The sequence below is a fragment of the Cryobacterium lactosi genome (assembly GCF_004403945.1).
GTDB classification, from domain to species: Bacteria; Actinomycetota; Actinomycetes; order Actinomycetales; family Microbacteriaceae; genus Cryobacterium; species Cryobacterium lactosi.
On the sequence record NZ_SOHM01000008.1, the window covers coordinates 266,435 to 287,002 of the forward strand.

25 protein-coding genes are annotated in these 20,568 nt (G+C 69.5%); 14 read left to right on the top strand and 11 right to left on the bottom strand.

Going from position 1 to position 20,568, the window contains the following annotated elements; genetic code table 11:
• Positions 1 to 36: 36 nt before the first annotated feature.
• Positions 37 to 402 carry an SdpI family protein gene (locus tag E3T61_RS05240; RefSeq protein ID WP_134639830.1) on the top strand — a complete coding sequence of 122 codons (366 nt, stop codon included), beginning with the start codon at positions 37 to 39 and terminating at the stop codon, positions 400 to 402.
• 19 nt (positions 403 to 421) lie between these two features.
• Here E3T61_RS05240 and E3T61_RS05245 read toward each other — a convergent pair whose 3' ends face one another.
• Positions 422 to 724: a helix-turn-helix domain-containing protein gene (locus E3T61_RS05245; RefSeq protein WP_134639831.1), complete on the bottom strand. Its 303-nt coding sequence runs from the start codon at positions 722 to 724 to the stop codon at positions 422 to 424.
• Positions 725 to 787: 63 nt separating this feature from the next.
• On the opposite strand from E3T61_RS05245, the gene map reads away from it, so the two are divergent.
• Both map and nhaA read left to right on the top strand, forming a co-directional pair.
• Positions 788 to 1,567, top strand: coding sequence for a type I methionyl aminopeptidase (gene map, locus E3T61_RS05250; protein ID WP_134639832.1), 780 nt, complete (start codon positions 788 to 790; stop codon positions 1,565 to 1,567).
• Positions 1,568 to 1,672: 105 nt separating this feature from the next.
• Positions 1,673 to 3,046, top strand: coding sequence for a Na+/H+ antiporter NhaA (nhaA, locus tag E3T61_RS05255; protein WP_134639833.1), 1,374 nt, complete (start codon positions 1,673 to 1,675; stop codon positions 3,044 to 3,046).
• A 99-nt stretch (positions 3,047 to 3,145) separates the two neighbouring features.
• On the opposite strand, the gene E3T61_RS05260 is transcribed toward nhaA, so the two are convergent.
• The gene (locus E3T61_RS05260) at positions 3,146 to 4,435 is read right to left on the bottom strand and encodes an ABC transporter permease (RefSeq protein WP_134639834.1); all 1,290 of its coding nucleotides are present in this window, start codon (positions 4,433 to 4,435) and stop codon (positions 3,146 to 3,148) included.
• Positions 4,432 to 5,169: an ABC transporter ATP-binding protein gene (locus tag E3T61_RS05265; RefSeq protein ID WP_134639835.1), complete on the bottom strand. Its 738-nt coding sequence runs from the start codon at positions 5,167 to 5,169 to the stop codon at positions 4,432 to 4,434. Before E3T61_RS05265 ends, E3T61_RS05260 begins: the two co-directional genes overlap by 4 nt.
• A 326-nt stretch (positions 5,170 to 5,495) precedes the next feature.
• Between E3T61_RS05265 and E3T61_RS05270 the strand changes: the two genes are divergently transcribed.
• Complete coding sequence (locus tag E3T61_RS05270; protein WP_134639836.1) at positions 5,496 to 6,818, top strand: sensor histidine kinase; 1,323 nt, start codon at positions 5,496 to 5,498, stop codon at positions 6,816 to 6,818.
• Positions 6,815 to 7,486, top strand: coding sequence for a response regulator (locus E3T61_RS05275; protein WP_134639837.1), 672 nt, complete (start codon positions 6,815 to 6,817; stop codon positions 7,484 to 7,486). Before E3T61_RS05270 ends, E3T61_RS05275 begins: the two co-directional genes overlap by 4 nt.
• Before the next feature lie 11 nt (positions 7,487 to 7,497).
• Here the strand turns inward: E3T61_RS05275 and E3T61_RS05280 are convergent, their stop codons facing one another.
• Positions 7,498 to 8,070, bottom strand: coding sequence for a YdeI/OmpD-associated family protein (locus tag E3T61_RS05280; RefSeq protein ID WP_134639838.1), 573 nt, complete (start codon positions 8,068 to 8,070; stop codon positions 7,498 to 7,500).
• 160 nt (positions 8,071 to 8,230) lie between these two features.
• Between E3T61_RS05280 and E3T61_RS05285 the strand changes: the two genes are divergently transcribed.
• Positions 8,231 to 8,653 carry a four-helix bundle copper-binding protein gene (locus E3T61_RS05285; RefSeq protein WP_134639839.1) on the top strand — a complete coding sequence of 141 codons (423 nt, stop codon included), beginning with the start codon at positions 8,231 to 8,233 and terminating at the stop codon, positions 8,651 to 8,653.
• A gap of 28 nt (positions 8,654 to 8,681) precedes the next feature.
• Here E3T61_RS05285 and E3T61_RS05290 read toward each other — a convergent pair whose 3' ends face one another.
• The gene (locus tag E3T61_RS05290; protein WP_134639840.1) at positions 8,682 to 9,026 is read right to left on the bottom strand and encodes a hypothetical protein; all 345 of its coding nucleotides are present in this window, start codon (positions 9,024 to 9,026) and stop codon (positions 8,682 to 8,684) included.
• A 59-nt stretch (positions 9,027 to 9,085) separates the two neighbouring features.
• Positions 9,086 to 10,108: a bile acid:sodium symporter gene (locus E3T61_RS05295; protein WP_134639841.1), complete on the bottom strand. Its 1,023-nt coding sequence runs from the start codon at positions 10,106 to 10,108 to the stop codon at positions 9,086 to 9,088.
• Between the two features lie 77 nt (positions 10,109 to 10,185).
• Here E3T61_RS05295 and E3T61_RS21840 point away from each other — a divergent pair, with 77 nt between their 5' ends.
• Together E3T61_RS21840 and E3T61_RS05300 are read left to right on the top strand one after the other, a co-directional pair.
• Positions 10,186 to 10,344 carry a hypothetical protein gene (locus E3T61_RS21840; RefSeq protein ID WP_166793149.1) on the top strand — a complete coding sequence of 53 codons (159 nt, stop codon included), beginning with the start codon at positions 10,186 to 10,188 and terminating at the stop codon, positions 10,342 to 10,344.
• 123 nt (positions 10,345 to 10,467) lie between these two features.
• Positions 10,468 to 11,889 carry a GH1 family beta-glucosidase gene (locus tag E3T61_RS05300; RefSeq protein WP_134639842.1) on the top strand — a complete coding sequence of 474 codons (1,422 nt, stop codon included), beginning with the start codon at positions 10,468 to 10,470 and terminating at the stop codon, positions 11,887 to 11,889.
• 22 nt (positions 11,890 to 11,911) lie between these two features.
• Here the strand turns inward: E3T61_RS05300 and E3T61_RS05305 are convergent, their stop codons facing one another.
• Positions 11,912 to 12,496 carry an Asp23/Gls24 family envelope stress response protein gene (locus E3T61_RS05305; RefSeq protein WP_134639843.1) on the bottom strand — a complete coding sequence of 195 codons (585 nt, stop codon included), beginning with the start codon at positions 12,494 to 12,496 and terminating at the stop codon, positions 11,912 to 11,914.
• Positions 12,493 to 13,236 carry an RNA polymerase sigma factor gene (locus tag E3T61_RS05310; RefSeq protein ID WP_338145511.1) on the bottom strand — a complete coding sequence of 248 codons (744 nt, stop codon included), beginning with the start codon at positions 13,234 to 13,236 and terminating at the stop codon, positions 12,493 to 12,495. The genes E3T61_RS05305 and E3T61_RS05310 overlap by 4 nt, the downstream gene beginning before the upstream one ends.
• Positions 13,237 to 13,281: 45 nt before the next feature.
• On the opposite strand from E3T61_RS05310, the gene E3T61_RS05315 reads away from it, so the two are divergent.
• Genes E3T61_RS05315 through E3T61_RS05330 form a run of 4 tightly spaced genes read left to right on the top strand, consistent with a single transcriptional unit; the run spans position 13,282 to position 14,903 of the window.
• The gene (locus E3T61_RS05315) at positions 13,282 to 13,719 is read left to right on the top strand and encodes an Asp23/Gls24 family envelope stress response protein (protein WP_134639844.1); all 438 of its coding nucleotides are present in this window, start codon (positions 13,282 to 13,284) and stop codon (positions 13,717 to 13,719) included.
• Positions 13,716 to 14,072 (top strand): hypothetical protein, encoded by a 357-nt coding sequence (locus E3T61_RS05320; RefSeq protein ID WP_134639845.1) that lies wholly within the window; start codon positions 13,716 to 13,718, stop codon positions 14,070 to 14,072. The genes E3T61_RS05315 and E3T61_RS05320 overlap by 4 nt, the downstream gene beginning before the upstream one ends.
• A 43-nt stretch (positions 14,073 to 14,115) precedes the next feature.
• On the top strand, positions 14,116 to 14,733 hold the full coding sequence (locus E3T61_RS05325; RefSeq protein ID WP_134639846.1) for a hypothetical protein: 618 nt from the start codon (positions 14,116 to 14,118) through the stop codon (positions 14,731 to 14,733).
• The gene (locus tag E3T61_RS05330; RefSeq protein WP_134639847.1) at positions 14,730 to 14,903 is read left to right on the top strand and encodes a CsbD family protein; all 174 of its coding nucleotides are present in this window, start codon (positions 14,730 to 14,732) and stop codon (positions 14,901 to 14,903) included. The genes E3T61_RS05325 and E3T61_RS05330 overlap by 4 nt, the downstream gene beginning before the upstream one ends.
• 12 nt (positions 14,904 to 14,915) lie before the next feature.
• On the opposite strand, the gene E3T61_RS05335 is transcribed toward E3T61_RS05330, so the two are convergent.
• On the bottom strand, positions 14,916 to 16,298 hold the full coding sequence (locus E3T61_RS05335; protein ID WP_134639848.1) for a serine hydrolase domain-containing protein: 1,383 nt from the start codon (positions 16,296 to 16,298) through the stop codon (positions 14,916 to 14,918).
• Between the two features lie 140 nt (positions 16,299 to 16,438).
• On the opposite strand from E3T61_RS05335, the gene E3T61_RS05340 reads away from it, so the two are divergent.
• On the top strand, positions 16,439 to 17,119 hold the full coding sequence (locus tag E3T61_RS05340; RefSeq protein WP_134639849.1) for a DUF4232 domain-containing protein: 681 nt from the start codon (positions 16,439 to 16,441) through the stop codon (positions 17,117 to 17,119).
• 28 nt (positions 17,120 to 17,147) lie between these two features.
• Here the strand turns inward: E3T61_RS05340 and E3T61_RS05345 are convergent, their stop codons facing one another.
• Both E3T61_RS05345 and E3T61_RS05350 read right to left on the bottom strand, forming a co-directional pair.
• On the bottom strand, positions 17,148 to 18,470 hold the full coding sequence (locus E3T61_RS05345; protein WP_241992398.1) for an ATP-dependent DNA helicase: 1,323 nt from the start codon (positions 18,468 to 18,470) through the stop codon (positions 17,148 to 17,150).
• Between the two features lie 167 nt (positions 18,471 to 18,637).
• Positions 18,638 to 19,429 (bottom strand): Gmad2 immunoglobulin-like domain-containing protein, encoded by a 792-nt coding sequence (locus E3T61_RS05350; RefSeq protein WP_134639850.1) that lies wholly within the window; start codon positions 19,427 to 19,429, stop codon positions 18,638 to 18,640.
• A 76-nt stretch (positions 19,430 to 19,505) separates the two neighbouring features.
• On the opposite strand from E3T61_RS05350, the gene E3T61_RS05355 reads away from it, so the two are divergent.
• Positions 19,506 to 20,567: a hypothetical protein gene (locus tag E3T61_RS05355; RefSeq protein WP_134639851.1), complete on the top strand. Its 1,062-nt coding sequence runs from the start codon at positions 19,506 to 19,508 to the stop codon at positions 20,565 to 20,567.
• Position 20,568 lies beyond the last annotated feature (1 nt).

Genomic DNA, 20,568 nt, shown 5'->3' on the forward strand with positions numbered 1-20,568 from the left:
GATCCACCGCGACGAACCAGCCGCTAACCTCCAGGGATGATCATCTCGGGAATCATCTTCGTGCTCGGCGGAATCCTGGTGGTGGCGGTGAATGAGGCCGCCGCCCGCGGACGCCTGGGCGTCAACTCGGTGGCGGGCATCCGCACCCGCGCCGTGATGATGTCCGAGGCGGCCTGGACGGCCGGCCATCGGGCGGCCAGGATCCCGATGGGCCTGGCCGGGCTGGTCATGGTCCTGACCGGTGCCGCCATCCTCCTGCTGCGCCTCGACGGGGACACCATAGGACCCCTCGTGCTCGCCTCAGCCGCCGCCGCGGTGCTCCTCGTCCTGGTCGGAGCAACCATGGCAACACCGGCCGCGAACCGCGCGCTCGTGCATTCCGAGGAGGACGAGCGGCACTAGCGGCAGCGCCGCCGGTAACTCAGGAAGCCAGTCGCTCGGCCGTGACTCTGCCCGCGCCGGCCGGCGCCGCACCGTCTTCTGATCGGCTGATCTCTGCCCACACGGCGTCGAGGGACAGACCGAGCACCTCCGCGATCGCCGCGATGGTCGGGAAGGCCGGGGTCGCGATGCGGCCCGATTCGATCTTGCGGAGGGTCTCGGGCGAGACGTCGGCAGCCAGGGCCGTGTGCAACATCGAGCGCTCGCCCCTGGCGGAGCGGAGGAGGGCGCCGAGGCGTGCACCGCGCTCGAGCTCGGCGGGGGTGAGCGGCAACCTGACCATGACCGCAAGTCTACCGGGATGATATGGCCGGTATAGTTATTGGTTCCACGAGAAGGGCACCGCATGATCGAGATCTTGAACCCCGCCGAACTGGCCAAAGCGCGGCGCTCCGGCGCCCTGGTCGCCGACATCCTGCAGAGCCTGAAGAGCCGCAGCACGGTGGGCACCAACCTCCTGGACATCGACCGGTGGGCCCAGGCCATGATCACCCTGGCCGGCGCCGAGTCCTGTTACGTCGACTACGCGCCGTCCTTCGGGCGCGGGCCGTTCGGCCACTACATTTGCACCGCCGTGAACGACGCCGTGCTGCACGGGCTCCCGCACGACTACAAGCTGGCGGACGGCGACCTGCTCACGCTCGACCTCGCCGTCCTACTCGATGGCATCGCGGCGGACTCGGCCATCAGCTTCGTCGTGGGTGACTCGAAGCCGGCGGAGAGCCTCGCGCTGATCGACGCGACCGAACGTGCGCTGGCTGCGGGGATCGCCGCAGCCGGACCTGGAGCCCGAATCGGCGACCTGTCCCATGCCATCGGCTCCGTCCTCAGCGCGGCCGGCTACCCGATCAACGAGGACTTCGGCGGTCACGGCATCGGCTCGACGATGCACCAGGACCCACACGTGTCGAACGCCGGCCGGCCCGGCCGGGGCTACCGGTTGCGCCCCGGATTGCTGCTGGCCCTGGAGCCGTGGGTCATGGTCGGCACCGCCGAACTGATCACCGACGCAGACGGCTGGACCCTCCGCAGCGCGACGGGCAGCCGCACGGCGCACAGCGAGCACACCATCGCGATCACCGACGACGGCGCGGAGATCCTCACCCTGCCCACGCCGGGTGAATAGCCCGCACACGGGTTGATCAGGGGACTCGGGTAGAATTATCGACAGGTGAGCTGGGAAGTCTGGTCAGCACTCGAATGACCGACCCCCCACACACTCTGGAGTGCCTTGACTCACGACACCCCCCACCCGCCGACCCCGCACACGGTTCCCTCCCGCGGCAGCTACCGAGAGAAGCTCCGCATCGGCGCGATCCTCCGCAAGGAAACCGTCGGCGGTTTCCTGCTGGTCTTCGCCGCCGCAGTCGCCCTGATCTGGGCCAACTCGCCGGCGTCCGAGGGCTATTTCGCCCTGCGCGACTTCCGGATCGGCTACGCACCGTGGCACCTGGAACTCAGTCTGGGGGCCTGGGCGGCCGACGGACTGCTGGCGATCTTCTTCTTCCTGGTGGGCCTGGAGCTCAAGAAGGAATTCGTGGCCGGCGACCTGCGCTCCCCGTCCCGGGCCATCGTGCCCGTCGCTGCGGCGATGGGCGGCGTGGCCGTGCCCGCGTTGTTCTACGCCGGAGTCAACCTGGTCAGCCCGGAGACCCTACGCGGCTGGGCCATCCCCACGGCCACCGACATCGCCTTCGCTGTGGCGGTGCTGGCCATCGTGGGCTCGCACCTGCCCAGCGCCCTGCGCATCTTCCTGCTCACCCTGGCCGTGGTCGATGACCTGCTGGCCATCTCGATCATCGCCGTGTTCTACTCCGACGACGTGCAGTTCAGCCCACTGTTGTTCGCGCTGATCCCCCTGGCGCTGTACACCGTACTGGCCCAGAAGTACCGGCGCTTCTTCGCCGAGAAAGCCTGGGCCGCCTGGCTGATCCTGCTGCCGCTTGGCTTCGCCGTGTGGGCCCTCGTGCACGCCGGCGGCATCCACGCCACCGTGGCCGGGGTTCTGCTCGGCTTCGCCGTGCCGGTCATCCACCGCCGCGCCCGCCCCGGCCGGCCCGCCGCGGAGGGACCAGGCCTGTCGGAGAACTTCGAGCACCGCTTCCGCCCGCTCTCGGCCGGTTTCGCCGTGCCGGTCTTCGCGTTCTTCTCCGCCGGCGTCACCGTGGGCGGCTGGGCCGGCCTGGTCGGCGCGCTCACCGACCCCGTGGCGATCGGGATCATCGTGGGACTGGTGCTCGGCAAGCCCGTGGGCATCGTGGGAACAACCTGGCTGATGACCAAACTCACCCCGTTGAAACTCGACCCGGCACTGCGCTGGATCGACCTGATCGGCGTGGCGATCCTCGCCGGCATCGGCTTCACGGTGTCGCTGCTCATCGCCGACCTGAGCTTCGCGGCCGGCGGGCTCACCAACGACCACGCCAAGGTGGGCATCCTGGTCGCCTCCCTCACCGCCGCCCTGCTCGCCTCGGTGATCCTCCGCGCCCGCAACCGCGTCTACCGCCGCATCGAGCAGGCCGACGCGGTGGATGCCGACGGCGACGGCATCCCGGACGTCTACCAGCAGGACGACTCCCGCCCGCGCGTGACGCCCGGCGCCTGACCGGCTCCTCCCCGCGCGGGCTCCCCGCCACCAACACGACAGAGGGTGCGCCTTGCGGCGCACCCTCTGTCAGAACCGGCCGGGGGCCGGGAGCAACTCCTACTCGTAGCGGAGCGACTCGATCGGGTCCTGCCGGGCTGCGCGCAGGGCCGGGATGGTGCCGGCCAGGAAGGCCAGGCCCATCACGGTGAGCACGATCGTGGCGAGCGCCGCGGGGTCGAAGGCCACCAGGGTGAGCCCGGGCAGGTCCGCCAGCAGGGTGTCGGCGAGCACAGCGTTGGCGCCCAGGCCGGCCAGCATGCCGACCCCCACACCGAGTGCGCTGCCCATCAGGCCGATGAACACGGCCTCCAGGCTGAACAGGCCGAAAATCTTGCCGCCGCCCAGGCCCATGGCCTTCATCAGGCCGATCTCCCTGGTGCGTTCCTGCACGCTCATCAGCAAGGTGTTCACGATGCCGAAACCGGCGGCCAGCAGGGCGATCACGGCGAACCCGTTGAGCACCAGCACGATGCCGTCGATGACGGCCTTGAACGCGCCGATGGCGTCCTCGACGGTGGTGCCGGTGTAGCCCAACTCGGCCAGCGAGTCCTTCAGCGCGGTGAGGTCGGCATCCGTCCCGGTGGGGTCGAACCGCACGATGGCCTGTGCGTAGCTGTCCTTGCCCGCGTCGGAGAGGCCGACGCTCTGGGTGTCGTAGAGGGTCTGGGTGAGCGTCTCGTTGGCGGTGAACGCTGTCGAACCCACCAGCCCTTCCTCGGCCACACCCACGATCGTGGCGGTGACCTCTGACTGCGTGCCCTGCACATCCGTGACGCCGAAGGTCAACGTCTGGCCCACTGCGGCATCCGCGTCGGCGAACCCGAGGGCGTCGACGTAGGAGACCGGGATGGCGACCTCGTTGGTGCTGCTGGCCGCGTCGGGTTCGGCGCCGGCGGCGAGGTCGAGGGCCATGCCGGGGATGAAGCTGCCGACTGTGGCCTCGTAGGCCGTGCCGTCGCCGACCTGCACGTAGTCAGGGCTGACCCGCAGCTGGGGTTCGACCGAGAGCACGCCGTCCACGCCCTCGATGGCGGTGAGGTCGGTGGAGGTGAGGGCCACGACCGTGGAACCCGGGCGACCCGTGGCGGCCGCGACGGCCCGGGCATCCGGGTCGTACTCGACCGGGCCATCCGCGGTGTCTTCGGCAGCCGTGGTGACGGTGAGCACGTCGTCGGCCCCGATCGAGGCCACCGTCGTGTCGATGTACTGGTTGATGCCGGTGCCGACCCCGCTGGTGAGGGTGAGCGTGAAGGCGCCGATGAAGATGGCGAGCACCGTGAGGGTGGTGCGGGTCTTGCTGCGCAGGCTGTTCTTCACGGCCGAGCGGACGAGGTCGAAGAGGTTCACGAGCGCACCTCCTCAACACTCGAGGCCCCGGCCGGGGTTGCGGGCACCGCGTGCAGACTGTCGACGATGAGGCCGTCGCGGATGTACACGCGGCGGTCGCACCGGGCCGCGAGTTCCTCGTCGTGGGTCACGATGATGAGGGTGATGCCGTTCTCCTTCTGCAGCGAGAACAGGATGTCCTCAACGACCTTGCCGGTGGCGGAGTCGAGGTTGCCGGTGGGTTCGTCGGCGAAGATGACGCTGGGGTTGTTCACCAGGGCCCGGGCGATCACCACCCGCTGCTTCTGCCCGCCCGAGAGGTCGATGGCCTTGTTCTTGGCCTTGTCGGCCAGTTCCAGCTGCTCCAGGGCCGCCATGCCGCGGCGTTTGCGCTCGGCACCGCCGATGCCGGCGATCTGCAGTGGCAGCGTCACGTTCTCCAGCACGCTCGTATTGGGCGTGAGGAAGAACTGCTGGAAGACGAAACCGAAGGTCTCGTTGCGGGTCTGGTTGACGACCTTGCCGCTCAGCGCACTGGCGTCGCGGCCGCTGAGCTCCACGGCGCCGGCGCTGGGGTTGTCGAGCAGCGCCAGCAGATGCATGAGGGTGGACTTGCCCGACCCGCTCTTGCCGACGATGGCGATGGACTCGCCCTGCTGGATGTCGAGGGAGACGCCCTTGAGGGCGTCGAACCGAGTGGCGCCGCGGCCGTACGACTTGTGTATGTCGCGGGCGGCGAGAATGGGCACGGTCATGGGTTGGGCTCTCCTGGTTGATGCGCGGATGTCGGCTGCGTTGATAGGTGCTGCCTTGATGGGTGCTGCGCGAGTTGGCGTGCCGGCCGGACCGTCCCGGATCGGATCGGCCCAACGGCACGACTCCAGTCTGCCCGGACCCGCCAAGCCCGGTCATCCCCCCGTCGTGGCAACCCGGCCGTACCGCAAGGTGCACAGTTTCGCCGTGAGCCGGAGCCGGCGTACCACGAACGCAGTACGTGCGGCACCCGCGATGGTGGGCTGACGCGGCGCCGATCGGTTGACAGAATGGGGGTCGAGCCCGATTCTGCGGGCGGGAGGACACCATGCGGACCCAGCGCGACCAGGCACCGACACAACAGCACCCCCGCTCCCCCGCCGGCGCTGCGTCCGGCTGGCACGCCCAGGCCGACCCGGCCGGCCGCGACTTCTCGCCGCTGTCCAGGCTGCCCGCCTGGCTTCGCCACGGCATCCTGCTGCTTCTCGTGATCGGTCCCAGCTTCGCCCGCACCGACATCGGCGGCAGCATCCTCTCCAGCCCCGCGGCGTTCGGGTTGGCGCTGGTCTCGGCAGGCGCGGTGCTGCTGCGCCGACGGGCGCCTCTCGTGGGCGCATCCGCGGCTGTCGTGGCGTGCGCGCTCGGCTTCGCAGTGGACGGGCCGATCGTCACCTACCTGATCGCCGCGCTGATCGGGGTGTTCGCGGTGGCGCGCTGGCTGCCCCGGCGCACCTCGCTGATCTTCTCCGGCGTCACCGTGCTGGTGATCGGCGCGGCCACCTTTGTGTTCCTCGACTCGACGTGGCACGACGCACGCGCCATGCTGCAGCTGACCGCGTTCGTGGGCTTCGCCACCGCCGCGGGAGACGCCAACCGGTCGCACGCGGCCTACATCCGCGGCATCACCGAGCGGGCTCGCCGAGCCGAGGAGACCAAGGAGGCCGAGGCGCTCCGCCGGGTGGCCGAGGAGCGACTGCGCATCGCCCGCGACCTGCACGACCTGCTCGCCCACCAGATCGCCGTGATCAACCTGCACTCCAGCGTCGCCTCCCAGGCGCTGCCCGCCCGGCCCGACGACGCCGAGAAGTCGCTGGCCACCATCCGCGAGGCCGCCCGCACGGTGCTCGGCGAAATCGGCAGCCTGCTCACGGTGCTGCGTGCCACGGATGCCGGCGGCACCGGCCTGACGACGGCACCGGTGGCCGGGCTCGCCGACCTCGAGCCGCTACTGATCGATTTCGAGCGGAGCGGTTTGCGGGTGGATCTCCGGGTGGTCGGCACACCCCGGCCACTGCCAGGCGCCGTCGACATGGTGGCGTACCGCGTGGTGCAGGAGGCGCTGACCAACGCCCACAAACACGGCGCCGACCACTCCGCGCTGCTGCACCTGGACTACCAACCGGCCGCCGTGGAGGTCACGGTGACCAACACTGTGGATCCGCCCGCCGCCGCCGGATCGGCAGCCGAGCCGTCGGCCGGTGCCGGGCACGGCCTGCTCGGCGCCCGGGAACGGGTCGGCTCGGTTGGCGGCCGGCTCAGCGCCGCCAGGGGGCCGGGCCCGGTGTTCAGGTTCACCGCCTGGCTGCCCACCGAAACCGACCTTCCCCTCCCCGATCCGGCCGTGGATCTGCAACCGAATGGTGCCTCATGATCTCCGTAGTCCTCGCCGACGACCAGTCCCTGATCCGCACCGCCGTGGCCGAGCTGGTCTCACACGAGGAGGGATTCAGCGTGGCCGGCCAGGCCGGCAACGGTCGTGAGGCCGTGCAGCTGGTGCGCGAGACGCGGCCGGACATCGTTCTGATGGACATCCGGATGCCGGTGATGGACGGCATCCAGGCGACCGCGGCGATCTGCGCCGACCCGGACTTGGCGGCGACCCGCATCATCGTGCTCACCACGTTCGAGGAGGACGAGTACGTGCTGCAGGCGCTGCGGGCCGGCGCCAGCGGGTTCGTCGGTAAGGGTACCGAGGCTCCCGACCTGATGAACGCCATCCGCACCGTGCACGGCGGCGACGCCCTGCTCTCGCCGCGCGCCACCAGGGCCCTCATCGACCGCTACACCGCACCCGCCGAACCTGCCACGCTCGAGGTGCCCGCCGCCCTGGCGCTGCTCACTGAGCGGGAGCTTGAGATCCTGCTGCTCGTGGGCCGCGGCCACGGCAATGGCGCCATCGCCGATGAACTGGTGATCTCCCCGCACACCGCCAAGACCCACGTGAACCGCATGATGACCAAGCTCGGCGCGCACGACCGCGCCCAACTGGTGATCATCGCCTACGAATCGGGCCTGCTGGTGCCCGGCGCCCGCCCCTGACCCGGGACTGCTCAGCGGTAGTGCTGCTCGCCGCGGGCGGCCTTGTCGATCACGTCGCGGATGCGCGCGGCCCGAACGGCGGGGGTCTTGATGGTGTTCAGGCGGAAGTAGATCCGGAACCGCTCGACCTTGGTGAGCCCGGCGATGAACGCGGCCGCGACCGGGTCGGCGTCCAGGGCCGCCTGCAGGTCGGCCGGCGCCACCGCATCCTTCTGCCGGTAGGCGGCGTCCCAGCGGCCGTCCGCCTGGGCCCGCTCGACCTCGGCCAACCCGGCCGGCTGCATCCGCCCCTCGACGATGAGGCGCGCCACGTGCTCCCGGTTGATCTGCGACCACGGGCTGTTCTTCCGCCGCGGCGAGAAGCCGGTGAGCGTGTAGTCGTCGTCGAGCCGGCTGGTCTGCCCGTCGATCCAGCCGTAGCAGAGCGCCACGTCCAGGGCCTCCGACCAGGTCATCCCCGGCGCCGACGAGCTCTTCTTGCGCAGCTTCAGGCGCACGCCACCGTCATCGGGCTCGCCGCGCAGATAGGTTTCCCATTCCTCGACGCTCACGTCGAGAACGATCCGGTCCTGCATACCCACCATGCGGCCATTTTACGGATGCCGGGTTCCGGCGCAGGAATCCTGCGCAGGGTGGCCGGACTGCTGACTTCGCGGCGGGCCCGGCGTAGCATCGACCCCGGCGGGCGTCGTTGGTGGCATCGGCAGAAGTCTGTGCCCGGCGCCGCAGAAGGCTGGTTTTCCCATGATGAACATGACCATGCAGATGATGGAAATGCACATGAAGGACATGCCCATGCAGGGGATGGACATGATGCTGATGCAGGAGTGTATCGAGGCCTGTTCAGCCTGTGAGCAGGCCTCCACCATGTGCGCAGACTCGATGATGGGCGACGGCATGGCGATGGCGCGGAGCATGTGCGCGAACATGGCCGACATGTCCGGCACCATGATGCGGGCGATGCTGCGCCCCAACGGGATGCACATGGACAGCATGATGGCGATGCACATGGCCACCATGTCGATGGCCACCGCCTGCGCCGAGGAGTGCATGAAGCACGCTGGCATGAGCGAGGATGCCAGGATGTGCGCCGAGGCGTGCCGTCAGTGCGCGATGTGCTGCCAGAAGATGATGGACGCGATGACGGGCATGATGCCGACGAGCTGACCGGGGCCGGCTGAGCGACCCGAACTGGCTAGAGCCGCACCACGCTGATCCGGCTGCGGCCGCTTGCGAGCACGTTGTAGACGGAGTGCAACGCCACCGGCGCTCCTATCGTCAGTTGCGCCGTGTGATCGGCGTGGTTCCACACCCATACCGTCGCGGTGTCGCTGTCGGCCGCGTCGCCGTACCCGAACAGGTTGACGCCGATCCAGCCATCGGATGTGGCGCGCACCACGAGACCGTCGGTCCACTTGCTGGGCGTTGCCTCGGCCACCCGCACGTGAATGGGCTGGGTCGTGTGGCCGGCTCCATGGTTGACGCAGCCCTCGCCTCCCGTGCTGTTGCACTGCAGGACGTGCAGCGGTTGCGTGATCATTGAGCCTCCTTCACCGTTGGGCTTCGTTGCCTCGAGTGTAGGTTCGGGATTTTGCCCTGTCACGGGCCGTCGTCACAGAGCGCAACACTTGACGGCCGGGCCGCATCCGGCCGGGAACCCGGCACCAGGCGGGGCACCAGCCGCACCAGGACCACCATGCCCAGCAGCTCGACCAGGGTCTGCGTCACCACGGCGAGCGGCGCCAGGGCCAGGGAAGCCGGCAGTGCCAGGGCCAACGGCAGCACCACCAGCGAGTTGCGGGTTGCTCCGCTGAAGACCAGGGCACGCGAGGCCGGCACGTCAAGGCGGGCCAGCCGGGCGGCGACCAGGCCTACCCCGACCATGATGGCCAGAAAGGCGATGTAGACCGGCACCACGGCCAGCAATGCGGCGGCCTGTGCACCCACCGCGGCGATCTGAGACCCGACGACCACGGCGAGGGTGACCATCATGAGCGGCACCATCGCCGCCTGCATGCACGTCTCGATGGAGCCGGCACTGCGGGCCAACCGGCGCCGCCGGCTGCCGCACTGCACCGCGGCCGCGGCGGCCAGCGGCAGCACGATCAGCACCAGGAACGCCTCCACGAACGGGGCGACCTCGATCAACGCGGCGGCGTCCGGCCCCGCGAAGAGCCACAGATACCCCGGCAGCAGCACGATCTGCAACAGCATCAGCAGCGGGGTCGCGGCCAGCAGCCTGTCGGCGGCCCCACCGGCCAGGCCGGTGAACACGATCACGTAGTCCACGCACGGGGTGAGCAGCACCAGCAGCACCCCCAGCAGCAGGGCCCGGTCAGCGGCGACGAACCGGCTGAGGCCGAAGACCACCGCCGGCACGAGGACGAAGTTGACCGACAGCACGCCGCCCAGGAACCGCCGGTCCAGGAACGACCGCCAAACGGCCGCCAACGGTACGCCCAAGAAGGTGGCGAAGAGCAGCAGCCCGAGCACCGGAGTGATGGTCGACGAGAGGGCGGGGGCGGCGGCGGGTGCCAGCCAGCCGACCAGCAGGCCGAGCCCAATGGCCGCGAGGAACAGCGTCACCTGACGCTGCTCCATCCGCTGCACGAACCCCGCCATGCTCCCACCCTAAAGGCGGGCAGAGGAGGCGGCGTTGCCCCGGCCCGGCTGTCACCGCCGCTGCCTATAGTGGTGGGATGAATACCGACGACAAGAACGCCCCGAAGGCACCGGACGGCTCCACCGACCTCAGCAGCGCCGACGCGGCCCACACCGAGGAGCTCGCGGATGGGTCACAGAGCGACGGCAGCGCCTCCACCGAGGACGACACCGCCTCCGGCGGCCCGGCGGACTGATCTGTCCCGCCGTCCCCCGGCGCCCGCTCCGCCGGCACCCCACGCCGGCACCCCCACCCAGCACTACCGCCGGCTCCGACAGCCAGTGCGGTCCCCGAAAACAGAATTGGTAACACGCGCACCATGACCGCCGGCACCCCCGACTTCCGCGACAGCGGCCTGCAATTCCCCGATTCGTTCGTCTTCGGTTCGGCGACCGCCGCGTACCAGATCGAAGGCGCCGTCGACGAAGACGGCCGCGGCGCCTCGATCTGGGACACCTTCTCGCACACGCCCGGCGCCGTGCAGAACGGCGATACCGGCGACGTGGCCGACGACCACTACCACCGGCTCGAGGCCGACCTGGACCTGATAGCGGACCTCGGCCTGAACGCGTACAGGTTCTCGATCGCCTGGCCACGCATCCAGCCGACCGGTCGCGGACCGGTCAATGCTGCCGGCCTTGACTTCTACGAACGCCTCGTCGACGGCCTCATCGAGCGCGGGGTGACCCCGGTGGTCACCCTGTACCACTGGGACCTGCCGCAGGCTCTCGAGGACGAGGGCGGCTGGACCAACCGCGACACCGCATACGCGTTCGCGGACTACGCCCGCATCGTCGGCGCGGCCCTCGGCGACCGGGTACCGGTCTGGACCACCCTCAACGAACCGTGGTGCTCCGCTTTCCTGGGCCACGGCTCCGGCGAGCACGCCCCAGGCCGGCAGGACAGCGCCGCGGCCCTGACCGCCGCGCACCACCTCAACCTGGCTCACGGGCTCGGCGTGAGCGCCCTGCGGGAGGTCGTGCCTGCGACCGCGCAGATGTCGGTCACCCACAACCTGCACGTGATCCGCGGGGATGCCGACTCCGTGCGGTGTATCGAGGCCGTCGGCAACCGCATCTTCACCGGCCCGATGCTGCACGGTGCTTACCCGGCCGACCTGATCGAAGACACCAAGGCCATCACCGACTGGTCGTTCGTGCTGCCCGGTGACGTCGAACTCATTCACCAGCCCCTGGACGTGCTGGGCATCAACTACTACAACACCACCCTGGTAGGGCCGGGCACCGGCACGGCCCATGCCGCGGACTCGGCGGCGGGAGCCGCGTCACGCGCCTCCGCGTTCCCCGGAACCGAGGACATCCCCCGGCTCGACCAGCCCGGCCCGTTCACCGAGATGGACTGGAACATCGAACCGAGCGGGCTGCTGCAACTGCTCGAGGCGACCAGGGACGAGTTCCCCGGCCTGCCCCTGATGGTCACCGAGAACGGTGCGGCGTTCGAGGACGTCGTCACTGTCGACGACCAGGGCCTGACCGCGGTGCACGACGACAACCGAGTGGACTACCTTCGCCGGCACTTCACCGCGGCGCACCGCGCCATCCAGAACGGCGTCGACCTGCGCGGCTACTTCGTCTGGTCGCTGATGGACAACTTCGAGTGGGCCTACGGCTTCTCCAAGCGATTCGGGATTGTGCGAGTCGACTACCAGACCCAGGAGCGCACCCTCAAGGACAGTGCGCTCTGGTACCGCACACTGATCACGACGCGCCGGCTGCCCTAGGATCTCGGACCGGTCGTTTCGGCTAGGCGTCCTTCGGGTTCCGGCGCAGGTGCACGTCGGTGATGGTCACGTTCACGGCCACGATGTTCAGTTCGGTGTGGTGCAGCAACGACGTCGTGATGGCGTCCCGCAGGCGCTGCGCGGTCTGCGGCATCCGTTCGCCCCAGAACACGCTCGCATCCACGTTCACGGTGACCGGACTGCCGGGGGTCGTCACGTCGCCCTCGAGCCGGCAGCGCCCGATGAAGGTGCCGGCCACGGAGTCGCCGGCGGCCCGGATCAAGCCCCTGACGGCGCCTTCCGTGAGGCTCAGATCGGCCTTGGGCGAGGAGTGTGACACCGGGATCGAGCGCCCGGCCCTGGCCTCCCGGTGGATGTTGGTGAGGATCCCGGCGACCCAGCTGTCGTCCCGTTCGGGTTCGGCCGAGACGTCCTCGTCGAGGATGTCCTGGGCCATCGACCGGAATCGGCTGAGCGCATCGAAGGCTATCCGGTTTTCCGGCGCCCTGTTGAGGAAATCATCCGGCGGGGTCTCGCCGCGGTCGATGTAGTCGCTGAGCTGCTCGATGAGGTCGTTGTCGGCATGGCCGTCGTGGGGGGATGTCATCGCCATTCCTCCATCTCCTGCATAAGCTTCTGCCTGGCCCGGGCCAGCAGGCCCCGAACCGTCGACGGAGGCAAGTCCAGCTCCTCGGCTATTTCGGCGTAACTGTGCCCACCGATCTCCCGCAGCGTCCAACACTGACGCTGTGCTTCGCTCAGAGTACCGAGTGCACGTGTGAGCCGCTCGCGTTGTGACGCCGCTTCGGCCTGCTGGTGGGGGGATTCGGACTCCGGCGCCGGAGCATCCCACTCGCCGAGAGGCTGGTCCTGCCGGCGGGCGCGGATGCGGTCGATCGCCTTGCGGCTGGTGATCCTCATCAGCCAGGCCTTGGTGGCGGCGGGGTCCTGCAGCTCGGGCAGCCGCTCCCAGGCCGTGATGAAGGTTTCCTGCACCACGTCGTCTGAATCGCTGTTGGAGCCCAGAATCCGCGTCGCGTAGGCGCGCATCAGCGGCCCGTGGCGACGCACGAGCACCTCGAAGGCTCGCAGGTCCCCGTCCGCGGCGCGCGCGGCAAGTATCGCGTCTGTGGCGTCGCTGAGTGGCGAGCGCTCGTCTGACCCCGTGACTGACACCGGAGACCTCTCTTTTCTCAAAACGATCTCGGGGCAAGTTGCCAGTGTTCGTGACGAACCGTCCGTGAGATGCGTCTGAACAATATCAATGAGATTCGGCAAGAGAAAATCGCTCACCAGCACCCTTCCGTGCAGCATAGTGACAATCTCACCATCCAGCTTTATTGTCACAACTGATCCGCGCCAGCGCGGCCGACGAGCACAGGAGCCCGCCTCATGAACAGTCTCACCCCCACCCACAGCCCCGGCACCGACGAAATCGGTTCGCCGGATGGCCGGCCGCGCGGCAGGACAGTCATCAACGATGCCGTCGTCGCCAAGATCGCCGGGCTCGCCCTACGGGATGTCGCCGGGATCCATGCCGTCGGCGGCAGCGCCGCGCGCGCGTTGGGCGCCATCCGCGACGCGATGAACAGCACCGACCACAGCCAGGGCGTGAGTGTCGAGGTGGGAGAAGCAGAGGTCGCCGTCGACCTGAGCATCGTCGCCGAGTACCCGGTGCCGTTGCAGCAGGTCGCAGAGGACGCCCGCACCGCGATCATCGAAGCGATCGAGACTCTCGTAGGGCTTCAGGTCACCGCGGTCGACGTGACCATCACCGACGTGCACCTGCCCGACGAGGCCGACGACACCGGCAAAGCCGACGACCAGTGAGCGGCTCGATAGAGACACTCGCGCCGCGCGGACGCACCCGCGTCACCGCCCGTGCCATGACCCGGGTGGTCTCGGCCGTGGCGGCGGAATCGCTCGGCGTGAAGCCCAGCCAGGTCTCCGTCGACCTGGCAGACACCGCCGGCCGCCTCGACCTCACCGTGAGCACCCCCCTCCGGGTGCTTCCCTCCGACCAGGTCGGGACGGCACCGGCCGACGGCGCAGTCCTCGACCGGACCGAACGCGCGCAGCACGACATCCGGGACACGGTGGCCACCCTGACCGGGGCGGACATCGCCGGGGTGACCGTGCGCCTGACCGGTGGCAAGATCCGTTGGCCCAAACGGGCGGACTGAACCGTCCGCCGCACCACGCCGCACCCCAACAGAATGGCCAGCCATGACCCGCACGAAAATCACCTCGGCACCCGGCAGCGCTCCGGCGCGCCCGGCGGTCGCGGCAGTGCAGCGGGAAACCCGGTCCACCGGCTCGGTCGTCGCCATCACCCTGGCCTCGGTGATCATCGCCGGATGCCTGTACAGCGGCACCGAACTGATCCTCGAGCTGACCGGGCGAGCGCCTCTGCTCGCTGCTCCCAGTGATGTCGTGCGCACGGTGAGCCAGGTCAATCAGATTACCCCGGCCATCCTGTTCACCGTCGGCGTGCTGGTGGCGATCCCCGGCCTGGTGTTCGTGCTGGTGGCTCTGCTGCCCGGTCGCCTGGCGCGCCACGAGGCCCGCTCACCCCGGGCCGCCGTGATCGTCGACGATGTGGCCGTCCCGATGTCCCGCCCCGACACCGCGGCGCAACCCACTCCGCGGGTGGGGGCCGCTCCGAACCGGTTCACCGCGGCCAAGGCCATCGCGGAGGCGATCGCCTACGACGCGCTCCGGTCTCACACGGCCCGGGGCCAGGACACTCTGCTCGGCGCCGAGCAACCCGCACCGCACAGCCGCCACCCCACAGCCACTCCGACCGTCCTGACCCACCCCACAGAGAAAGAGAGAACACTATGAGTGCATCAGACAAGGCCGAAAACACCGCGCAGGACCTCAAGGGCAAGGCGAAGGAAGCTCTCGGCAAGGTCACCAACGACGACTCCAAGGTCGCCGAGGGCCGGGCCGACCAGGCCGGCGCCAGCGTCAAGCAGGCCGGCGAGAACATCAAGGACGCCTTCAAGAAGTAGGTCCCTGACCGGTCACCCGACCGGCGCCGCCGCATCCTCGACGGCGCCGGTCGGACAGACCGCGTGTGCGCGCATCTGAACCGTCGCCTCCACCGCGGTCCACGGCACATCGCTCCGGGTGGTCGGCCGGCCGTCTACGACAGGGGCCGCGGCGGCGATCGCTGCCAGTCGCTGCGCCAGCGCCAACACGAATTCCGCGCCCGCGCTGGAGTCGTTGACCATCACCACCACGGTCAGGCCGCTCTCCGGGTCGGAGAGCGTCGCCGACAGGAAGCCGGGAATCGCACCGGCTCCGCCGCGCATCGGGCCCACTTGCTCGGCCCCCAACCCGTACCGCCGCCACTGGGGCGCACCGTCTTCCCGCACGCTCTTCCACTGCTGCGCGACCATCTCCGGCGACAGCAGGCTGCCCGTGGCCAACGCCTGCGACCAGGTCTTCAGATCCTCCAGGGTGGAAACGGCCCCGCCGGCGACCCCGCTCATCGAGTTGGACAACCGTGTCACGTCGAGCGGACGCGTGCAGTCCTGGATGCCGTCGGCGTCGAGGGCGGCCGCCCAGCCGTTCGGGTGGGCACCGGGCAGGTCGACGTCCTCCGGGCCGGGAAACGACGTGTCGCCCAACCCCAGCGGTTCGAACACGTACCGCCGGTAGAGCTCCGGCCAGCTATCACCTGTCGCCTCCTCCAAGGCCATCCCGAGCAGCTGCACACCGGCGTCGGACCGGGTCCAGATGCGGCCGGGCTGCCCGGCCCTGGTGGACCCCAGACCGCCCGACACGAGCTCCAGAGGCGGCCACCTGCGGGTGGGATTGTTGACGAACTGCGGCTCAAGGTTCGTCTGGCCCAGGCCCGCGGTGTTCTGGCAGAGCTGACGCAGCGTGATGCCCTGCACCCCGGAAAGCCGGGGCAGGTGCTCCGCGACCGCGTCGTCCAGCCCCACCCGCTGGTCCTCGACGAGCCGGAGCAGCACTGTGCAGGTCATCGAAGCGGTCAGGGTGCCGATGCGAAACTGCATGTCGGTGGTGAGGGCGGAGCCGCCGGCCGGGCGGCCCGTCGCCGGGTCGACACCGGCCCCCACACTGCCGGGGCTGGCCAGCCACTGGCCCGCCCACGGCGCCCACACCCCGGCGATCGCGCCTGTCGCCCCGGCCAGATCGAGCCCTTCGGCCAGCGCCGCATCCAGGGATGCGCTGGTCTCAGCGGCCAGTGCGGTCGTCGCCGAGTCGGGGCCGACGGGAAACAGCACCCTGCCGTCGATGCATCCCGCCAGAGACAGCGTCAGCCCGGCTGTCAGTAGCGCCAGCACGGGCGACAACGGCCGGCGGCGTATCCGGCCGGCCGTGGCGGTGCGGCTCCCCTGACGACCGTCGCGCCGTGCTCCCTGTCGACCTGTCATGGCACCCGATGCCCATCCCGGACCCCGGCACGCCACCCCGCGGGGAGTGCCGGATGCTGTCCTTTGCCGGGAGTGTACCCAGAGCACAGCTCCGCCGCACCCGCGGCGACGCGGACCCAGGTCGGTGCAATACTGGGCGCATGTTCCGCGCGGGGACGGGTCGCCCGGGCCGCTTCTCGGCCCTCCGACTCGGCAGAGTGTTGCTGGTGCTGGTCGGCGCAACGGTGGCGCTGACCGCCTGTGGCGCGCCGCTCATCCCCACGCTCGGGCCGTCGGACGCCCCCACGGCTGTGCCTTCGGCCGCACCGACGCCCACACCCCGGCCGTCCGGCGCCCCGTCGCCGGAGCCGACCGCCAGGACAGGGTCGCCCGCACCCACCATTGTGTCCGCGTGCACTGCCGACCAGCTCACCCTGGCGTTGCAGGAGCGCCCTGGCGACAGCGGCGCGGGGAGTTTCTTCTGGGACCTCCGCGTCACCAATGCCGGCGACGCCGCCTGCACCGTGGACGGGTATCCCAGCGTGCAGTTGATCTCTGCCGCCACCGGGCAGCCCATCGGCGCCGCCTCGGGGCTTGAGCCGCGTGCGGCGCCGTCGACGGTGTTGCTACAACCGGGCGACTCGGCGTTCAGCCTGCTGCATCTCACCAGGGCCGGAGCCTACGGCTGCCCGCTCATTCCCGTCACCGACCTCGCGGTGAGCCCGCCCGGCACCGGCCAGTCCGGCCGGGTGACCACCCCCAACCCCATCGAGGGCTGTGAGGACCCCACCATCCAGCTCGTGCGCACCGGCGCCTTCGCCGTGGAACCGGTGGTCTTCTAGGGGTGGCCGGGCACCGGCACGACCCGGACTACTTTCCGGCCACACCCTCGACGGCGGGCGTGACGCGCAGGCCCTCCATGAAACGGAGCACGTTCTCGTCGACGATGATGTCGCTCGGACGCAACGGCCTGGTGAGGTAGAGGCCGTTCAGGCTGGTCAACCGGCTCAGCGCCACATAGGTCTGGCCGGGGCTAAAGACCCGGGTGCCGAGGTCCACGATCGCCCGCTCGTAGGTGGCACCCTGCGACTTGTGGATCGTGACCGCCCAGGCCAGCCGCAGCGGGAACTGGGTGAACTCGGCCACGACATCCTTGCTCAGTTTCTTGGTGGCGGCGTTGTAGGTGTACTTGAACTTCTCCCACACCGTGGGCTCCACCTCGTGTGTGGTGCCGTCGATGTCGACGTAAACCGTGGAGTCGACCCGCGTCACGGTGCCGATGGTGCCGTTCACCCAGCGCGGACCGCCGTCGAGGGGATTGTCGTTGCGCAGGAACATCACCTGGGCGCCGACCTTGAGCTCCAGGACCTCGTCGGCCGGGTAGGTGCGCCCGCCGAAGTCGCCCGTGACCTCGGCCTTGGCCGAGAGGGACTTGCCGGAAAGCCGCTTGAGCGCGGCAGCGTTGATGCGGTTGACCGCGTCGTTGCGGGTGGCCAGCGTGATGACACCCTCGGTCGGCGGGGTCCTGGCGCCCGCACCATTGAGCGCCCCGCCGATTTCGGGCGTCACCTGGCCGTACCGCACCGCGTTGAGCATCGTCTTGAAGCCGGCGTCGTGCTGGCGGTGGATCTCGGTGAGTTCGAAGATCTTCAGTTCGGCGCTTTGCCAGACCTTGGCATCGAAGAACCACATCGAGCGGTAGGTGTCCGCGAAGTAGGCGCGTTCCTCGGGGTCGCCCGGCACCGGCGCAAGCTGGTACGGGTCGCCGAAGAGCACGATCTGCACGCCGCCGAAGGTGTCGTGCGGGCGCTGCCTGGCTTGGCGGAGGCTGCGGTCGATGGCGTCCATCAGGTCGGCGTTGACCATGGAGACCTCGTCGATGACCACGGTGTCGATCGTATTGAGCAGTTTGCGCAGCTGGTCGTTCTGGTCGATGGCGTGGTCGGCGATGACGCCGATCGGCAGGCGGAACAGTGAGTGCAGGGTCTGGCCGCCCACGTTCAACGCGGCGACCCCGGTCGGTGCTGCAATGACTATCTGCTTGCTGGTGTTCCAGGAGAGGTGATTGAGCAGGGTGGACTTACCGGTTCCGGCCCGGCCGGTGACGAAGACGTTCTGCTTGGTGCCCTCGATGGCGGCGAACACCTCGGCCTGCTCGCGCGAAAGCGGAATCTCGGGGGGAAGCGCGGTCACGGGAAACTTTCGGTGGGATTCGGGGCGATGCGGGCGGTGGCAACCCGAGCATCGCGATTCCCTTCCACTGTAACTGTCCGGCCGCCCGCACGGTCCACGCCCCGGCCCGCCGGTGGATAACTCGCGCCGGGTCTGACGGAGCGCGCCGGCCGGCACGGGTGTGCGGGTTACTGCACGAGCAGCTGCACCGGGAACTCGTACTGCACGCTGCCGTCCTTCAGGCTGTTGTCGAACCCGACCAGATCGTAGAAGCCTGCGGCCAGGCCTGCCGGCACCGACAGGGTGCTGCTGAAGTCGGATTCCTCGGTGCCGCTGGCCGCCAACACCTGCTGGGTGAGCACCGCCGCGCCGGCCGGGTCGCGCAGCTCGAGGGTGAACTGCGCCTCGGGAACCATGGCGCGGCCGGTGACCTCCAGGGTGCCGCCCGGGGCGACACTCGCACCGCAGGCCGGCGTGGTGATGATGATCGGCGGGCGTTCGGGGGTGAGGGTGAGGGATCGTTCGACCACGTTGGTCTCGCTGCCGTCTTCGGCACTGAGCTCATAGGCCCGTAATGTCACCGCCTCCTCGTTCTCCGGTGGGGGGAAGGCCAGGTCGCTCTGCCAGGTGCCTGCGGTGCCCGACCCCGACGTTGCCGTGAGGTGCCGCACGCAGAGGGTCTGCCCGGCCTCGTCGAGCAGGTCGATCACGAGGGCTGCCTCGACGGTGTCGGCGGTGCCCCGGGCGCTCACCGGGATGGTGACCGGTGAGTCGGCCACCGGGCTGTCGATGGTGATGGCCGGGCCGGCGCTCGGCGTCTCGGTGTTGGTCGGGGCCGTGTTGGTCGGAGCGGTGCCTGAATTGGTGCCGGTGGGGGTGGGCGCCGGCCCTGGCGCGCAGGCGGCCATCGGCAAAACCAGGAGGGCGGCCAGCAGGGCGGTGGGCCTTCGTCCGGACCGGGGTGATCGGCTGCTGTTCACGGAATGCTCCTCTCATCCGACCCTGGGAGTGTAGCTCGCGTGCCGGCAGCCGGGGTGGTCCCCGTAGGATGTGGAGGTGAGCTACGGGGTCGGTAACGGGGTGAGACGGGCGCGCTATCTGCGTGCCGCACTCGCGGTGACCGTCATTTGTGCCCTGCTCTGCGCCGCTCTGGTCGCCGCCATCGGCGCACTCAACCGCGATCTGTACAGCGCCGGCGGGTTCGTGCGGCAGTACCTCGAGGCGCTCGCGACGCACGACACCGACACCGCTCTGGCCCTGCCCGGCGCCGAACCGACCAACGCCGACCTCGAGGCCGCCGGTCTGCCCCAGGATCTGCCGCGCACGCTGCTGCGCCCGTCGGTGCTGGGGTCGATCACCGACATCGAGTTCGTCAGCGACACCACCGGGCCCACGGATGCCGCAGCCGGCGAGCACACCGTGGTCTTCAGCTTCAAGTTGGACGGCCAGGACACCTCGATGGAATTCACCGTGGAGCGACTCGGCACCGTCGCCGGGCTGTTCAGCCGATGGGGATTCGCGACGAGCCCACTCGCGGTGCTGCACGTGACGGTGTTGCACGAAGCCGATTTCTCGGTGAACGGCCTGACCCTCGACACCCGGGCGCATGCAGCGGCCGACGCGCCGATCACGTTCTCGAACCAGGCCGCCTACCTGGCCTTCGCCCCGGCTGTCTACAACGTCTCCCACGACTCGTCTCTGCTCAGCGCTCCGGTGCAGAGTGTGCCCGTCGTCGCCTCCGGAGCCGCCGACGTGACGGTGGATGCGATGCCCAACGACACCTTCACCGCCCAGGTGCAGGCCAAGCTCAACGAGTTCCTCGACGAGTGCGCCACCCAGCAGGTGTTGCAGCCGTCGAACTGCCCGTTCGGCATCGAGATCGACAACCGGGTCAAGTCCGCGCCGGCCTGGTCGATCGCCGAGTACCCGGAGGTCGCCCTCACCGGCGGCGAGTCATCGTTCGACATGCCCGGAACCGAGGGTCAGGCTCACATCGTCGTCGATGTGCAATCACTGTACGACGGCGACCTCAGCACCCGCGACGAGGACGTCCCGTTCTCGGTGGCCCTCACCGTCACGATCCAGCCCGACGGCGCCCTGGCCATCCAGCTTCGCTAGC